Raw genomic sequence first — 15,356 nt, 5'->3', positions numbered from 1 at the left:
ACATTGTGGAGTGAGCAATAGATGTCATTACCAAATTCCTTCCACCTTGCAACAAGGGAGAGGTCTTGACCTCATCTGAGACGGGGCAAGAATTCGAGGTTCGCGCTCTCAATGTGGCGCGCGCAATTCACGATCCCCTGTTCCTCCAGGGGGCAGTTATGATAGACGGAGTAGAGCATGATGCGATCTTTTCATCGGACGACTCAATAAACTGTTACGAATTCACAACATCTCGCACCAAAGCCAAAGCCGAACACGATGCCGAAAAACTGCGAAAGATCATCCAACGGCTCTCAAAAGTTCCGAATAATTCTTTCAAGAGCATCGTGGGTTGGTTCGTAACTCGCGAAGAACCAACGGGAGACCAAAGGGAAGCCGTAAAGCGGGAGTCGAACAAGGCGTCCCCGCACGCCACCAAAATTCACTGCATCAGTTTACGCACTCTACAGCGGCGATTGTGCGACGTAGGCAGCTATCTCCGATCCCGCGACAACTATCCTTTCGGAAGTGTTGGATTCTCACCAGCTCGGGGAACCACCGATGTCGACCAGAGTTTTGCCGCCAGAGACAGCGCTTTCAACATGCAAGGACTCGCTGAACAACTGACTGCGGGGCGACGAATCCTTCTGCACGGCCAATTCGGAGTCGGCAAGAGTCATGCGCTTAAAAAGCTGTATCTTCGACTTCGAGCACAATACTCCAAGAACCCCGAAGAACAGCGCTTCCCACTGCATATAAATCTCAGAGACTGCATCGGCCTCCGCTCTCCGGCAGAAATACTGCGACGACACGCAGAAGAGATTGGTTTTGAGGGTGACAGGAGTCTAATCTCTGCTTGGCGCGCTGGAGCTTGTGTGCTGCTCCTGGATGGCTTCGATGAGGTTACTCCGACCCGCTGGCTCGGCAACGTTTCAGACCTCCGAACGGTGCGATGGCAGGCACTGGACCCTGTGCGGAGACTTATACAGGATGCGCGGGAAGAAACGGGGATTGCCGTTTGTGGCCGCGCTCATTACTTCACGTCACTAACCGAGTGTCGCGACGCCCTCGGCTTGACGCCTGATGACCTAGAACTTGAGTTGACAGATTTTGATTCCAATCAGGTCCAGCGGTTCCTGAGCGCAGCTTCATCTGATTTGCCGGAATGGCTGCCAACTCGCCCACTCCTTCTCGCATACTTGCTGAACTCTGGAGCGCTCTCCAACCTTTCCGACCAGAATGATACGCCTAGGGCTGCGGCATGGAACAAACTCCTAGACGAAGTATGCGCACGGGAGGCACGGGCGCTTTCTGGAGTTCGCCCAGATATAGTGCGGGCAATTCTCGGGCGCGTAGCAACCCTTGCACGGAGTGGCGGTGATGCACTCGGCCCGATAAACATGGGTCACATGGAGCAGGCGTTCTACGAGGTGAATGGACGGCGCCCAGACGACGAAGGAATCCAGTTATTACTGCGACTTCCTGGGTTGACCTCATCCGGGGATGAGTCCAAGCGGCTCGAGGAGCGGGTATTTGCCGATCAAGCACTATCCGACGTTGCTTTTGGCGATGATCTCGCAAAGTATATTTCCAGCCCTTATCAAGGACACCCGCTTACACAGCCAGCATCTTGGGCAAATGCATCGAATGAGCTAACGCTTGCGGTAGCAGCCCACGTCCTGATTCAAAATGGCGTAGGCCTTGGAGCGGTAAAAGCCGCATTGAAGCATCGTGATTCCCAAGGGCTAAATGATTCAATTCTTGCTGACCTGATTGGTGTTGCCAACGAGATTGGATCAGACATCAAGCCCCCAGGATACATTGTGGAGGGAGTGTACTTTGACTACCTCTCGGTCGGGGAATTCCCAACGCTTTCCTTACTCCACATCAAGGACTCTGTCATTGAGACGCTAGACCTGTCCGGCGTCTCATCCCCAAGCGAATCCCCCCACTTCGACAAATGCCTTTTCGGCTTTGTGGATGGGGTATCCGATATACCACCGTTCCTTGCAGATAAATTTCAGAACTGCGAAGTGCAGGAATTTTCTCAGGCCTCCCATACTACTTCAGGGATTGCACAGCTACCCCTTCCCCGCAAGACCATCGTAGCACTCACCATTCTTAAGAAAGTATATGCACAGCGCGGATCCGGAAGAAAGGAGGGCGCCTTGTCTCGCGGCTTGAGTCAGACCGATCGCCAACTTGTCCCTGACGTGCTTGCACGACTCGTCTCCGACAAGTGGCTCACCAAAGTCGGACGCGGCTCGACAACGATATACCTACCTGTTAAGGGCAAACGGCAGGCTGCCATGCAAGCGCTAGACACTCCGGCATCCCTCCAGATCTAGGACGCCTCAAACAACTATCACCCGACACTCGGAACTTATTCATGATCATCAACTTAGGGAACTAGTATGAACGCTTAGAGACAGTAGTCGCATCCTCCTGGATCCGGCACTCCGCCCACCTCGACACGGGGTGGCAAACCAACGACAACGGCCGGATACCGCACGACGAAACGAGCAGCAAGTCTGCGACGGAGGCAGAACCGCTGCCTTGGTCGTGTTAGCCCTTGCAGACCGGGTTAATCTAACCTCAGGGAGTTTGACGACACCCGACAGCGACCAGTGTTACCAAGCACGACCAGGGGCGCCCGAGTACTCGAAGCCTTGATCGGGGCTCTGAGCTGGTGGGCGACGGACGAGTCGACCTGTACGCCGGATTCTGTGCCCGTCGCGTACCCCTTGCGGGGTCCGCGTCGGCGGCGGTCATCCATCTCGGCCTGCCGTTGCCGACAGGCTCCAGCGGCCTACCCGCAGACATCGGGCGGGCAGCCCTCAAGCGTCTGCGCGGGTCGTCATCTTGCGGTGACGGCCCTTTCTTGGCCTTGCTCCGGGTGGGGTTTACCGAGCCACCCCGGTCACCCGGGGTGCTGGTGGGCTCTTACCCCACCGTTTCACCCTTACCGTCCCCTTTATGGGGGCGGCGGTCTGTTTTCTGTGGCACTGTCCCGCGGGTCGCCCCGGGTTGCCGTTAGCAACCACCCTGCCCTCTGGAGTCCGGACGTTCCTCGGCGACGGGCCGGAGCCCGTCGACGCGACCGCCCGGTCGACTCGTCCGTCGCGCTCTCATCGTAACGATGCCAGCATGCCGGCTATTGCCACCCCGCCCCCACCCCCTGCCGCCCGGACGCCAGCGCCGGGCCGGACGACGACCGACAGTTCCTCTGGTACCCGATCAGGTCCAGAGCGCGGCCACGGCGGTCGAGGGCTGGCCGGCGTTTGATCACCTGGACGGCGGCGGGGGCCAGGGGGCGGCGCGGCGGCGGCCCTCCCGTGCGGGGCCTCCGAGGCACGCACCGGGTGGACGCTGGTCGGCGTACCCCGGGGTGGGGGCCGGGGGCGACGGCGTCGGTAGCCTCGGCGGTCGTGGAACTCACCGACGCCGTGCTGCTGGTCGCCGCCGGTCTCGCCGCCGGCACCATGAACGCGGTGGCCGGCGGCGGGTCCCTCATCACGTTCCCCGCCCTGATCGCGGTCGGCCTGCCACCGGTGGCGGCGAACGTCAGCAACTCGGTGGCGGTCTGTCCCGGGTACCTGGCCGCCGTGGCCGGCAGTCGGGTGGACCTGCCGGCCCGGCGGGAGTGGCTGCCGCTGGTCCCGACGGCGGTCGTCGGCTCGCTGCTGGGCTGCCTGTTGCTGCTGGGTACGCCGGCCCGCGCCTTCGAGCTGGTCGTACCGTTCCTGGTGCTGGCCGCGACGGCGGTGCTGGCCTTCCAGGAGCCGCTGCGCCGGCTGGTCGGCCACCCCCGTGACGGGGGCCCGCGCCGCCGCGCGCTGGCGGCGCAGGTGATGGTCGGGGTCGGCGCGGTGTACGGCGGGTACTTCGGCGCGGCGCTGGGGGTGATGCTGGTCGCCGGCCTGGCCCTGGTGCTGGACGCGACCATGGCCCGGGTGAGCGCGGTGAAGAACCTGGTGTCGGCCGTGGTCGGGCTGACCACGGTCACGATTTTCGCCCTCTTCGGGCCGGTGAACTGGGCGGCCGTCGCGCTGGTCGCCCCGGCCACCCTGGTCGGCGGGTACGTCGGTGCCCGGCTGGCCCGGCGGTTGCCGTCGGTGGTGCTCAAGACCGTGATCGTCGCCTTCGGCACGTGCATCGGCCTCTACCTGCTCTACCGCGCCCTCCGCTGATCCCGCCCGCCGTCCCCGGCTCGACGTGACGGTGCCGGTGCGGGCGGGTCAGCGCGCGGGCCGGGCGGGGTGCCGGGGTGTTTGGAAGGGGCCCTTCCTCTACAGAATGCGTTAACAAGGGCCCCCTCCTTTCACGCGACCGGCTCCGGGGCGGTGGCGGCGTCGGTGCGGGGGCCGGGGGTGACCCGGGGGTCGCCCTCGTCGGCGAAGTAGTCGTCGGTCTCGGTGCCGTCGCCGCCGTCCGGGACGCGGGCCGCGCGCAGGGCGAGGGTGCCCAGGGCGGCGACGAGCAGGTTGACGCCGACGGCGACGATGCCGACGTAGATGGTCTTCGGCGTGTCCAGGCCGAAGTCGGCCAGCGGGAAGGCCGACCCGCCGAAGTGCTGCCGTCCGGTGGCGGCGTTCGGGATCTGGTACAGCATCCACAGGCCGAGCCCCATGCCGGCCGTCCAGCCGGCGATCAGCGCGCCCTTGTGGAACCAGCGGGTGTACAGGCCCAGGGCCACCGCCGGCAGCGTCTGGAGGATGATCACGCCGCCGATGAGCTGGAGGTCGATGGAGAACTGCGGGTCGAGGAAGACGATGCAGGCCACCGCGCCGACCTTCACCACCAGCGACGTGATCTTGGATACGTTGGCCTCCTGGGCCGGGGTGGCGTCCCGTTTCAGGTACTCCTTGTAGATGTTGCGGGTGAACAGGTTCGCCGCCGCGATCGACATGATCGCCGCCGGGACCAGCGCGCCGATGCCGATGGCCGCGTACGCGACCCCGGCGAACCAGTCCGGGAACTGCTGGTCGAAGAGGACCGGTACGACGGTGTTGCTGTCGACGGTGCCCTCCTTCGACCCGGGCAGCGGGGTCACCCCGGCGGCGATGGCCATGAAGCCGAGCAGCGCGATCAGCCCGAGCAGCAGGCTGTACGCGGGCAGCGCGGACATGTTCCGCTTGATCACGTCCCGGTTCCGGCTGGCCAGTACCCCGGTGATGCTGTGCGGGTACAGGAACAGCGCCAGCGCGGAGCCGAACGCGAGGGTGACGTACTGGATTTGGTTGTTGCCGGTGAGCAGGATGCCGTCGTTCGGGTTCGGGGTGGCCGCGAACTTGGCGTCGGCGGCGTCGAAGATCGCCCCCCAGCCGCCGAGCTGGTACGGCAGCCAGATCACCGCCACCAGGATGACGATGTAGATCAGCGAGTCCTTGACGAAGGCGATCAGCGCCGGGGCGCGCAGCCCCGACTGGTACGTGTAGGCGGCCAGGATGGCGAAGGCCACGATGATCGGCAGGTGCCGCGCCAGCGCGCTCTCCCCGGCCACCCCCATGGTCTTGAGCACCGCCTCGATGCCGACGAGTTGCAGCGCGATGTACGGCATCGTGGCGACGATGCCGGTGATCGCGACCAGCAGGGCCAGCACCGGCGACTCGAACCGCCGCCGCACGAAGTCGGCCGGGGTGACGAAGCCGTGCCGGTGCGACACCGACCAGAGCCGGCAGAGCACCAGGAACACCAACGGATAGACCACGATCGTGTACGGCACGGCGAAGAACCCGGCCGCGCCGGCCCCGAAGATCAGCGCCGGCACCGCCACGAAGGTGTACGCGGTGTAGAGGTCCCCGCCGATGAGGAACCAGGTGATCCAGCCGCCGAAGCTGCGCCCGCCCAGCCCCCACTCGTCGAGATGGGCCATGTCCTTCGGGGCGCGCCACCGGCTCGCCACGAACCCCATCCCGCTGACCAGCAGGAAGAGCGTGGTGAAGATGATGATCTCGGTGAGATGGTCGCGCCACATCAGCGCTCACCCCGCTTCTTGGTCCGCTGGTACACCAGCGTGGTGGTGGCGACGCCGAGCAGGATGAAGGCCAGTTGCAGCCAGTAGAACCGGGGCCACCCGAACAGCCGGGGCGAGTCGGCGTTGAACAGCGCCGGGACCAGCGGTACCACGATCGGCGCGAAGAGCAGCCAGTTCCACGGACTGTGGTCCCTGGCCCGCACCCTCCGCGCCGACCCGCCCCCCGCCGACCCGCTGCTCGCCGACCCGCCCCTCGCCGGCCCGCTGCTCGCCGGATCCGGCCGGGATTCGGTACTTCCCGGCTCCGGCTCCCGTGCTTCGGCCATCTGGCACCTCCGGTGGTGGTGACTCCGACCGCCGGAGGCTACGACCCTGTGACCGCCGTCACGCCGTACCTGTGCGTGATGCTGCGCCCAACGGAGCGCATCCTGCGCCCAGCGGTCCCCATCGATGGATCACCGGCCGCGCCGTCCCCGTCACGCGCACGGGCCCGGGTGCGTCGTGCACCCGGGCCCGTGCCCGTTGCTGTCCCTGTTGCCGCCGAAGGGTGTTAGGAAGGGGCCCTTCCTATACAGAAAGCGTTAACAGGGGGCCCCTCCTTACACCCCTGCGGCCCAGAGGAGGGCGCGGCCGAGTTGGGGCTGGAGGCCCTTGGGGTGCAGGCGGAACGTCGGCGAGGTGCCGAAGAGCACCACCGGGTTCCCGGCCTCGGAGACGCCCCGGACGATGCTGGCCTGGCCGGCGGCGGCCGACCGGCCGGTCGCGCCGGTCCGGGCCCACCAGCCGGCGAGCAGCGGGTCGGCGGCGTACGACTGCTCGACGACCGCGTTCGGGCCGAGGTCGGTGAACCAGACCGGCTGGCTGACGAACGAGTGCGGGATCGCGTTCGTGGCCACCGGGCCGGTGCTGTTGACCACGTTCACCACGCCGCTGGCCAGGCTCGGGCCGGCGGTGGCGGTGACCGACACCAGGCCGGCGTCGGTGCTCGCCCGCGCCCCGGCGGTGCCCAGCCCGACGAGGCCACCGCCCCGGGCGAGGAAGGCGTCCAGGGCGGCCCGGTTCTCCGCCGTCAGGGTCGCCAGGTTGAGGGTGCCGGCGACCAGCAGCACGTCCACGTCGGCGGTGAGCGTGGTGGCCAGGGTCGCGGCGGTCACCGGCCGGGCCTCGAAGCCCAGCGCGCCCAGGGTGTCCCGGGCCTCGACGCCGCCGAGGTACCCGACGACGACCCGCTCCAGCCGGGTGCCCCGCCAGCCCTTCGGCGCGGTGGTGAAGGTGACCTGGTGGGCGCGGACCGCCTCGCGGGCCAGCTTGCGGTTGCCCGGGGTGCCGGGGACGACCACCGAGCCGTCGGCCAGCCGGTGCACCGCGACACCCTTGTCCAGCAGGGAGTTGACCACCAGCAGGTCGGCGGCGTCGCGCAGGTCCAGCCGCAGGTCACCGTTGCCGCCGGGCAGCTCGCCGGTGGCGGTGCCGTCGTACACCCGGTCCAGCTTGACGCTCGGCAGCTTGGCGTCCCACAGGGTGTCCACGGTGGCGCCCCAGGTCAGGGCCTGGCTCCAGGCGGCCGGCCCGGCGTACAGGTCGTCGACCCGGTCGGTGAGGTCGATGCCCGGCTCCAGGAGGGAGTTGACCAGGCCGCGCTTGGGCTGGTGCAGGTCGATGACGTACGAGCCGGCCGGGTAGGATTTCCCGTTGGCGGTGAACGCCTTCTTCGCCGTCCACACCCGACCGCCGCTGCTGATCAGCAGGTCGACCAGGCGGGCCGCCGCCGGCTCCGAGCGCTGTCCGGCGCCGGTGGGGATCACGTACGCGCGGGGGAAGACCGTGTTGTAGTTGTCCTCCGGACCCCAGCCGGGCACGTACCCGTCGGGGATGTCCCGCAGCGGCTCACCCTGCCAGCCACGCCGGTACACCTCGGCCTGGTCGTGCAGCAGTTGCGCCCGGTTCTCCTCGATGTAGCGCAGCGAGGTACGGATCGACACCTCGTGCACGTCGGTGTTGATGGCGGACCGGCGCAGCCGCTCGGCCGGGGTGAGGGTGGTGCCGCGCGGATTCAGCGGCGCCTCGATCGTGTACGGGATGCTGCTCTGGAGCAGCGCGAACGACGGTACGTAGATCGGCGGGAAGTCGTCCCACACGCCGGGCTCGTCGTCACGGAACGGGATCCGGGCCCGCTGGGTCTCGGCGTACCCGAGGTCGCGCAGGTCCTCCTCGATCGCCAGGGCGTTCGGCAGGGCGTGCTTGATGAACAGGTCGTACTCGTTGTTCACGTTGTGCGGCGGGGTGCTCGGGTGCAGCAGCGTCGGGCTGACGTACCCGTGCAGGTCGAGCGTGATGATCGGCTTGCTGTCGATGACCAGCTCGCGGATCAGGTTGGTCTCCGGCTGCGACACGATGGTCAGGTCGCGGTTGAGGTCGTACCCGTTGCCGTTGGCCCGGGTGCCGGCGACCCGGCCGTCCGGGTTGGCGGTGACGTTGAAGACCAGCCGGTTGCGCTCCAGCAGACCCGCCACCTCGGGGCTGCGGTCGGTGGCGAGGTCCTCGATGACCCGCAGCGCGGCGTCGGTGCCCTCCCACTCGTTGCCGTGGATGTTGGCGTTGACGAAGAGCGGGGTCTTGTATTCGGCGAGCAGCTTGCGGTCCCGCTGGGCCTTGGCCGGCTCCTCCTCGATGAGCCGCTTCCAGGTCTCCTGCTGCTGGGCCTCCTTGCGGCTCTCCGGGGCGGTGACGGTGACCGCGTACAGGTCGTAGCCGCCGACGGACTTGCCGGCGACCCGGGCGGAGACCCGGTTGCTCGCCTTCTGCAGGGCGTTGAGCTTCGGGGCGATGTCGTCGTAGGCGATGGTGCCGATGGGCAGGGAGGCGTCGGCCGGGTTGTCCGGCCAGACCGGCAGGACGTTCTGCTGCGGGTAGCCGCGGACGTCGCTGATCTTGATCGGGCGGGCCGGTACCTCGGGCAGGGCGGAGGCCGCCGCCGGGGGTGTCAGGGCCAGGGTGGCGAACAGGGCGGCGCCCACCGTCGCCCCGGTCAACCGGTGGAGTCGTGTCGTGGACATCAGGGACGGTTCTCCTGTCGGGAGAGCGCGCAGGCCGCCGCACCCGCGGGGCCGGAGACCTGCGGGTGATGGGGTACGCCGACGGCGTGCGCGAGAAGGGAGGGTGACCCGGCGTCAGAGGGAGCGTCGACAGGCCGCGCTGGCGACGCGCAGGAGGTCGATGTGACCCCGCTTCGTCAGGTGAACGCTGCGCACGTCATCGATCTTCAGCGGGCGGCGGGCACGCTGTCAACGGTTCCCGACCGGTAATACCCTCTAAAGTGGTAGGGATTACCCTCCGGTGTTAAAAGGGGGCCCTTCCACTACCGAATGCGTTAACAGGGGGCCCTTCCTTACAGGTGGGCGGTGTCGTTGACGGAGCGGACGGCGACGCCGCCGTCGGGCCAGAGGTCCAGCACCGAGATGCCCGCCGCGTCGAGGTAGAGCCGGTGCAGGAAGGCGTCCGAGGCGGCCAGCGCGTCCCGCAGCACCAGCTTGATCGGCGACACGTGCGAGACCACCACGACGGTCTCCCCCGGGTACGCCTCGCGCAGCGCGGCGACCGCCCGGCGGACCCGCAGCCCGACCTCGGTGAACGACTCCCCGTCCGGTGGCGCGATCCGGGTCGAGGCGAGCCAGGCGTCCAACTCCCCCGGCCAGCCCTCGCGCACCTCGGCGAAGGTCCGCCCCTCCCAGGCGCCGAAGTCGCACTCGATCAGGTCGTCCCGGGTCCGCACCGGCGGGTCGCCGAGGGCCTCGGCGATCGCCCCGGCGGTCGCCGTGCACCGGGACAGCGGGGAGCTGACCACGGCCGCGGCGGTCGGGGTGAGCTGGGCGAGCCGTTCGGCCGTCGCCCGCACCTGGGCCCGGCCCCGGGCCGACAGCGGCACGTCGCCCCGGCCGGAGTAGCGGCGCTGCTCGGTGTACTCGGTCTCGCCGTGCCGGACCAGGATCAGCCGGGTGGCGCTGTCGCTGGGGCGCGGCTCCCAGGAGGGCTTCACGGTGGCCGGGTCGGTGCCGCCCCGGCCGGTCGCCGCGCGGGCGGCGACCTCCCGGGCCCGCACGCGGGCCGCCGAGTCGGGGGCGGCCACCTCGCGCGCGGGCTCGCCGGCGGACGGCGCGGCCCTGCGGGCCGCCTCCCGGGGCGCCTTGCCGGCGGCGGCGTCCATCGCCGCGTTGGCCAGCGCGTCGGCGTGCTTGTTGCGCTCCCGGGGGATCCAGGTGAACCGGACCGCCCCGAACCGCCCGACCAGCGCCGCCGCCTGCGCGGCCAGCGGGCGCAGCCCGGGATGCTTGATCTGCCAGCGGCCACACATCTGCTCGACCACCAGCTTGGAGTCCATCCGCGCCTCGACCTCGGCGGCGCCCAGCTCGGCGGCGGCCTCCAGACCGGCGATCAGCCCCCGGTACTCGGCGATGTTGTTGGTGGTCACGCCGATCGCCTCGGAGCGTTCGGCGAGCACCTCCCCGCTGGCCGAGTCACGGACCACCGCCCCGTACCCGGCCGGGCCCGGGTTGCCCCGGGATCCACCGTCGGCCTCGATGACGACCCTGCCCACCCCCACCGGGACTACAGCCCGGACTCGGTGCTGCGGACCATGATGCGCCGGCAGTCCTCGCAGCGCACCACCTCGTCCCGGTCCGCCTTACGGATGCGGGCCAGGTCGGCGCCGGAGAGCTCCAGCCGGCAGCCGCCGCAGCGGCCGGCGGTCAGCAGGGCCGCGCCCAGCCCGGTGTCCGCGCGGATCCGGTCGTAGAGGGTGACCAGGTCGGCCGGGAGGTCGGCGGCGAGCGGCTGGCGGGCCGACCGCTTGAACTCCTCCTCCTTGGCGATCTCGGCCAGGGTCTCGTCGCGGCGCTGCTCGGTGGCCGCCCGCCGGCCGCGCGCCTCGGTCAGCCGCTGCTCGATGCCGCCCAGGACGCCCTGCGCGTCCTCCCGCTGCTGCATCAGCTCCAGCTCGGCGTCCTCCAGGTCGGACTGGCGGCGGTTCAACGAGACCAGCTCGTGCTGGAGCGCCTCCAGCTCCCGGGCCGGGACGCCCCCGGCGACGAGCCGGTTCTCGTCCTTGGTCTTGCGGGCGCGGACCTGGTCGACGTCCTTCTCCAGCCGGGTGATGTCCCGGTCCAGGTCGTCGACGCTGACCTGGGCGCGGACCCGCTCGTCCTCCAGCGCGGACAGCTCCCGGGCCAGCGCGTCCAGCTCGGCCAGCTCGGGCAGGGTCCGGCGGCGGTGGGCGAGCTGGGCCAGGTTCGTGTCGATCGCCTGGAGGTCGAGCAGGCGGCGCTGGACCTTCGGATCTGCCTTCACGGGCGGGGCTCCTTCTCGTCCACGGGGTACGGCGGGTCGGTGGGGGTGGGGTCGGCCGGCTGCGGTCGGCCGGTGGGGTGGACGGCGTGCAGCGTCCACGGGTCGGTGTCCAGGTCGGAGACGTACGCCTCGACGGCCAGGCTCTCCCGCAGGTGCGCGGCCAGGTCGGCCAGCCAGGGGTGCTCGGTCGCCCAGTGGGCGGCGTCGAGCAGGGCGGGCCCGTCGGCGGCGAGGTACTCACCGGCGGGGTGGTGCCGCAGGTCGGAGGTGAGGTACGCGTCCGCGCCGGCGGCCGTGGCGGCGGCCAGGAAGCTGTCCCCCGCCCCGCCGCAGACCGCCAGGGTACGGATCACCCGCGCCGGGTCCCCGGCGGCGCGGACCCCCCAGGAGGTGGGGGGCAGCACGGCGGCGGCGAGCCGGGTCACCTCGGCCAGGGTCGCCGGCCGGGGCAGCTCGCCGACCCGCCCGATGCCCCGCCCGGAGCCGGCGGCCGGGCTGCCCTCGGCCGGCGGCTGCAACGGGCGCAGCCCGGTCAGCCCGAACCGGGCGGCGAGGGCGTCCGAGACGCCCGGCCGGGCCACGTCGGCGTTGGTGTGCGCGGTGTACAGGGCCACCCCGGCGCGGATCAACTGGTGCACGATCCGCCCCTTCCAGGTGGTGGGCGCGACCGAGGAGACCCCGCGCAGCAGCAGCGGATGGTGGGCGACGATCAGGTCGGCCCCGGCGTCGAGCGCCTCGGTGACCGTCTCCGGCAGCACGTCGACCACGCAGGCGACCCGGCGGACCGGGGCGGTCGGCTCGCCGAGCACCAGCCCGACCCGGTCCCAGTCCTCCGCCCAGGCCGGCGGGTACCGCCGGGCCAGCTCGGCCACGACGTCGGCCACGGTCGGGGCACCCGGATCCCGGGGCCCGGCGGTGGTGGCCGCGCCCGGACCGCCGGCTCGGGGTGCACTTGTGCTCACGGCGGGCCAGCTTACCGGCGCGCGGCCGACGGACTGGTCCCGGCGGGCCGGACCGCGTCCGGAGAGCCGGCGCCGCCGCTCACCGCAGCGCGGCCAGCGGCGCCTGCCAGGGGAAGGCGTGCAGGTGGGCCTCGCCCGTGCCGGGCGGGTGCAGCGGGACGACGTGCTCGCCGAAGAGCACCCGCACCCCCCAGCCGCGCAGCCGGGTCAGCCCGTCCAGGAACGCCGGGTGGGCCGCCATCGCCGAGTTGGTGAACGGCACGGCCACGATCGGTACGCCCCGGCCCTGCGCCTCGACGAGCAGCCCCAGGGCGAGGGTGTCGGTGATCCCGGCGGCCCACTTGTTGACCGTGTTCACCGTGGCCGGGCAGACGATCATCGCGTCGGCCGGGGGCAGCAGGTCCGGGTCGCCGGGCTGCTTGTACCGGCTGCGCACCGGGTGACCGGTCTGCCGGGCCAACGCCTCGTGGTCGAGGAACTTCGCGCCGTCGGGGGTGGTCACCACGCAGACGTCCCACCCGTCACGCTGGGCGGCCCCGACCAGCCGCCCGACGTGCCGGGCCAGGGGCGAGCCGCAGGCCACCACGTAGAGCACCGGACGCCGGGCGGCGGCACCGGGCGGGTCGGCGGCGGGCGGCGACGCGACGCCGACGGGTGGGCCGTCGCTCTGGTGCGGCACGGTACCGCTCACACCCCCACCCCCATCTGCTCGGCCAGCTCGGCCAGGTGGCAGTGCGGGGTACCCCGGGTCCGGCGCAGCACGTCGGCCATGACCTCGTGCGCGAGGGGCCGGCAGCGGATCTCGGCGGGGGCCAGCCGGTCGCCGCGCAGCAGCATCTCACCGGCCGTGCCCACGTCGCCGATCTGGGCGTACGCCCGGGACAGGTCGAGCAGGTGGTGCGCGCGGCGTTCCGGCAGCAACGCGTTGAACAGCGGCTCCGCCAGCCGTTGGTGGGTCTCCACGGCCCGCCCGCCGTCACCGAGTTCGACGGCGGCGGCGGCCCGGTGCAGCTCGACGTTGGTCGGCCCGAACGACGTCCAGTAGTGGTTCTCGTCGCCGCCGACCTGGCCGGCGACCTCCTCGGCCCCGATCAGCAGGTCGTCGACGGTGGCCGAGTCGCCGAGCCGGGCGGCGGCCATCGCCCCCTGTAACAGGAGCTGCCCGTGCACCGACAGGGCGGCCGGGTCCCCGTCGCTGGTGTCGATGCGGTTGGCGATGTTGACGTTGAGTTCCAGCGCGGGCCGGGCCCGCCCCATGGCCAACAGCGCGTTGCCGACCCGGGTGGTCGCGATGCCGGCCAGCAGCGGGTCGTCGGCCCGCTGGGCGACCGCGGTGGCCCGGTCGGCGGCGAGCCAGGCCAGCTCGCACTCGCCGATCTTGCGGAGCACCGAGGAGGCGATCTGGTACACCTGGCCGAGCAGGTTGGCGGCGAGCCTGATCTCGTCCCTGGCCGAGCCGGCGTCGGCGGCCTGGGCGTCGCGCAGCAGCTTCGGCAGGGACCGGGTCAGCTCGCCGTACCGGCTGTACTGGTAGGTGAGCCAGGCGTGGTTGACCGCCTTGGCGAGGTCGACCAGGGGCGGCGGCTGCGGGGCGGCGTCGAAGTACGCGGTCATCGCGTCGTACCGCTCCAGGGCGGCCCGGATCTCCTGCACCTCCACCTGGTCGATGCCGTTGGGCGCGTCGCCGCGGCGCTCCGGGTCCTTGCCGAGCAGCAGTTGCACGTCGATCTGGAGGATGTCGGCGATCTCGTGCAGCACGGAGAACTTGTCCAGCCGGCGGACCCCGCGTTCCACCTTGTCCACCCAGCTCTTCGACTTGCCCAACCGGTCCGCGAAGACCTGCTGCGACAGCTTGCGCCGGCTTCGCCAGTACGCCACTCGCCGGCCGATGGGCAGTTCGTCCATATCGGTCCTCCCCGGCTCCGATCGGATCGGAGCTATCAGTCGACGGCGGTGGCACGCCAACCCGCCGTATTCAGGTTTTCGCTGGTCGCACAGGCTGTACGTCACCCGTACAGCCGGTCCTCGTAGTTTTCGTGCAAGTTGCATCAGCCGTTCGTCGGCTTCAACGACCACAGATCAGCCGCAGTGACGGCGCTCGACATGCGAATTAGTCACGCAGATGGAACAGGTGAGGGGAGATCCGAGCGAATGTGGCGGAACGTCGGACCGCGGGTCGCGCAACTGTCACCGCTGGAGCGGGTCCGGTTGCGCCGGATCGCCGTGCGGTACGCCCTGCACGGCTGGGAGGTGACCCCCGGGGCCTGCCTGGCCCGCAGCCGATTCGTCTGTGGACGCGCCGGCTGCCCGACGGTCGGCTGTCATCCCGCCCTGGAGAACTGGGAGCACGCCGCCAGCACCGACCCCGCCCGGGTGGCCACCTGGTGGCACACCCGTCCCCACGGCGTGCTGCTGCCCACCGGTCGGGCGTTCGACGTGCTGGAGGTCCCCACCAGCCTGGGCCGGCACGTGCTCGCCGCCGTCGGCACGCACCCGGCCGGCTTCGGCGTCCGCGGCCCGGTGGTGGTGACCCCCACCGGACGGTGGATGTTCCTGGTCCGCCCCGGTGACCCGCTCCGCCCGGAGCTGGAACACTGCTTCGACGTGGTCCGGCACGGCCTCGGCTCGTGGATCGCGGCGCCCCCGACGCGGCTGCCGGAGGGGCCGGTCCGCTGGGCGGTGGCCCCGGAACAGGCCCGCTGGCAGTTGCCCGACTCCTACCTGGTGCAGAACGCCCTGATCGACGCGCTGCGCGCCACCGGCGCCACGTTCCCCGCGGAACTGCTCTCCACCCATCTGCCCCTGCCCCGCCGCGCCACCTGACCGCCGCACGTACCGGCCCCTGCCACCGCCACCCGGCGACCCTGCCTGGCGACCTCCCCGCCGGAACCCGGACGTGTCCTATTGACGGGACTCGTTCTCCATTCTGGACGATCAAAGCCCCGGCGTCACGACGGCCCCGACGGACACGTCCGTTCGGCCGACCGACGGTCGGTGGAGCGCGAGGCAGCCACCACCGTCGGTGACCATCCCCGCAGGCCTCGGCCCCCACGTCCGATTCGGGCGTGTCGCGCTCCGGCGGACAGACCCGGGCG

Annotated in this window: 12 protein-coding genes and 1 other RNA gene; 3 read left to right on the top strand and 10 right to left on the bottom strand. The window is 70.1% G+C overall.

Going from position 1 to position 15,356, the window contains the following annotated elements; genetic code table 11:
• Nucleotides 1-65: 65 nt before the first annotated feature.
• On the top strand, nucleotides 66-2,327 hold the full coding sequence (locus ACQUFX_RS01830) for an NACHT domain-containing protein (protein ID WP_428964314.1): 2,262 nt from the start codon (nucleotides 66-68) through the stop codon (nucleotides 2,325-2,327).
• Nucleotides 2,328-2,676: 349 nt separating this feature from the next.
• Here ACQUFX_RS01830 and rnpB read toward each other — a convergent pair.
• An RNA gene (gene rnpB / locus ACQUFX_RS01825) (RNase P RNA component class A) lies at nucleotides 2,677-3,095 on the bottom strand.
• A gap of 312 nt (nucleotides 3,096-3,407) precedes the next feature.
• Between rnpB and ACQUFX_RS01820 the strand changes: the two genes are divergently transcribed.
• Nucleotides 3,408-4,169: a sulfite exporter TauE/SafE family protein gene (locus ACQUFX_RS01820; RefSeq protein WP_428964313.1), complete on the top strand. Its 762-nt coding sequence runs from the start codon at nucleotides 3,408-3,410 to the stop codon at nucleotides 4,167-4,169.
• A 131-nt stretch (nucleotides 4,170-4,300) separates the two neighbouring features.
• On the opposite strand, the gene mctP is transcribed toward ACQUFX_RS01820, so the two are convergent.
• The 9 genes from mctP to ACQUFX_RS01775 form a co-directional block, all read right to left on the bottom strand.
• Nucleotides 4,301-5,956, bottom strand: coding sequence for a monocarboxylate uptake permease MctP (gene mctP / locus ACQUFX_RS01815; RefSeq protein ID WP_428964312.1), 1,656 nt, complete (start codon nucleotides 5,954-5,956; stop codon nucleotides 4,301-4,303).
• A complete protein-coding gene (locus tag ACQUFX_RS01810) occupies nucleotides 5,956-6,159 on the bottom strand; it encodes a DUF3311 domain-containing protein (RefSeq protein ID WP_428964311.1) in 204 nt (67 codons plus the stop codon). The genes mctP and ACQUFX_RS01810 overlap by 1 nt, the downstream gene beginning before the upstream one ends.
• 396 nt (nucleotides 6,160-6,555) lie before the next feature.
• Nucleotides 6,556-9,012 (bottom strand): M14 family zinc carboxypeptidase, encoded by a 2,457-nt coding sequence (locus tag ACQUFX_RS01805; protein ID WP_428964310.1) that lies wholly within the window; start codon nucleotides 9,010-9,012, stop codon nucleotides 6,556-6,558.
• 114 nt (nucleotides 9,013-9,126) lie between these two features.
• Nucleotides 9,127-9,207, bottom strand: coding sequence for a putative leader peptide (locus tag ACQUFX_RS01800; protein WP_355149468.1), 81 nt, complete (start codon nucleotides 9,205-9,207; stop codon nucleotides 9,127-9,129).
• A gap of 137 nt (nucleotides 9,208-9,344) precedes the next feature.
• The gene (locus ACQUFX_RS01795; RefSeq protein ID WP_428964309.1) at nucleotides 9,345-10,556 is read right to left on the bottom strand and encodes a bifunctional RNase H/acid phosphatase; all 1,212 of its coding nucleotides are present in this window, start codon (nucleotides 10,554-10,556) and stop codon (nucleotides 9,345-9,347) included.
• A gap of 5 nt (nucleotides 10,557-10,561) precedes the next feature.
• A complete protein-coding gene (locus tag ACQUFX_RS01790; protein ID WP_428964308.1) occupies nucleotides 10,562-11,299 on the bottom strand; it encodes a zinc ribbon domain-containing protein in 738 nt (245 codons plus the stop codon).
• Nucleotides 11,296-12,171 (bottom strand): Nif3-like dinuclear metal center hexameric protein, encoded by an 876-nt coding sequence (locus tag ACQUFX_RS01785; protein ID WP_428966827.1) that lies wholly within the window; start codon nucleotides 12,169-12,171, stop codon nucleotides 11,296-11,298. The genes ACQUFX_RS01790 and ACQUFX_RS01785 overlap by 4 nt, the downstream gene beginning before the upstream one ends.
• A 169-nt stretch (nucleotides 12,172-12,340) precedes the next feature.
• Nucleotides 12,341-12,856: a flavoprotein gene (locus ACQUFX_RS01780; RefSeq protein WP_067366715.1), complete on the bottom strand. Its 516-nt coding sequence runs from the start codon at nucleotides 12,854-12,856 to the stop codon at nucleotides 12,341-12,343.
• 92 nt (nucleotides 12,857-12,948) lie between these two features.
• Nucleotides 12,949-14,166 carry a helix-turn-helix domain-containing protein gene (locus ACQUFX_RS01775; protein ID WP_428964307.1) on the bottom strand — a complete coding sequence of 406 codons (1,218 nt, stop codon included), beginning with the start codon at nucleotides 14,164-14,166 and terminating at the stop codon, nucleotides 12,949-12,951.
• Between the two features lie 246 nt (nucleotides 14,167-14,412).
• On the opposite strand from ACQUFX_RS01775, the gene ACQUFX_RS01770 reads away from it, so the two are divergent.
• Nucleotides 14,413-15,084 carry a bifunctional DNA primase/polymerase gene (locus ACQUFX_RS01770; protein WP_067366691.1) on the top strand — a complete coding sequence of 224 codons (672 nt, stop codon included), beginning with the start codon at nucleotides 14,413-14,415 and terminating at the stop codon, nucleotides 15,082-15,084.
• Nucleotides 15,085-15,356 lie beyond the last annotated feature (272 nt).

This window comes from Micromonospora fluostatini (assembly GCF_050410825.1).
GTDB lineage: Bacteria > Actinomycetota > Actinomycetes > Mycobacteriales > Micromonosporaceae > Micromonospora > Micromonospora rosaria.
The sequence above is the reverse complement of the archived record's forward strand: the minus strand, read 5'-3'. Positions and strand labels throughout refer to the sequence as shown.

Excerpts from the sequence above, each read along its gene's own strand:
- mctP (WP_428964312.1), bottom strand. The coding sequence starts at position 5,956 with ATGTGGCGCGACCATCTCACCGAGATCATCATCTTCACCACGCTCTTC.
- ACQUFX_RS01805 (WP_428964310.1), bottom strand. The coding sequence starts at position 9,012 with ATGTCCACGACACGACTCCACCGGTTGACCGGGGCGACGGTGGGCGCC.
- ACQUFX_RS01775 (WP_428964307.1), bottom strand. The coding sequence starts at position 14,166 with ATGGACGAACTGCCCATCGGCCGGCGAGTGGCGTACTGGCGAAGCCGG.
- ACQUFX_RS01770 (WP_067366691.1), top strand. The coding sequence starts at position 14,413 with ATGTGGCGGAACGTCGGACCGCGGGTCGCGCAACTGTCACCGCTGGAG.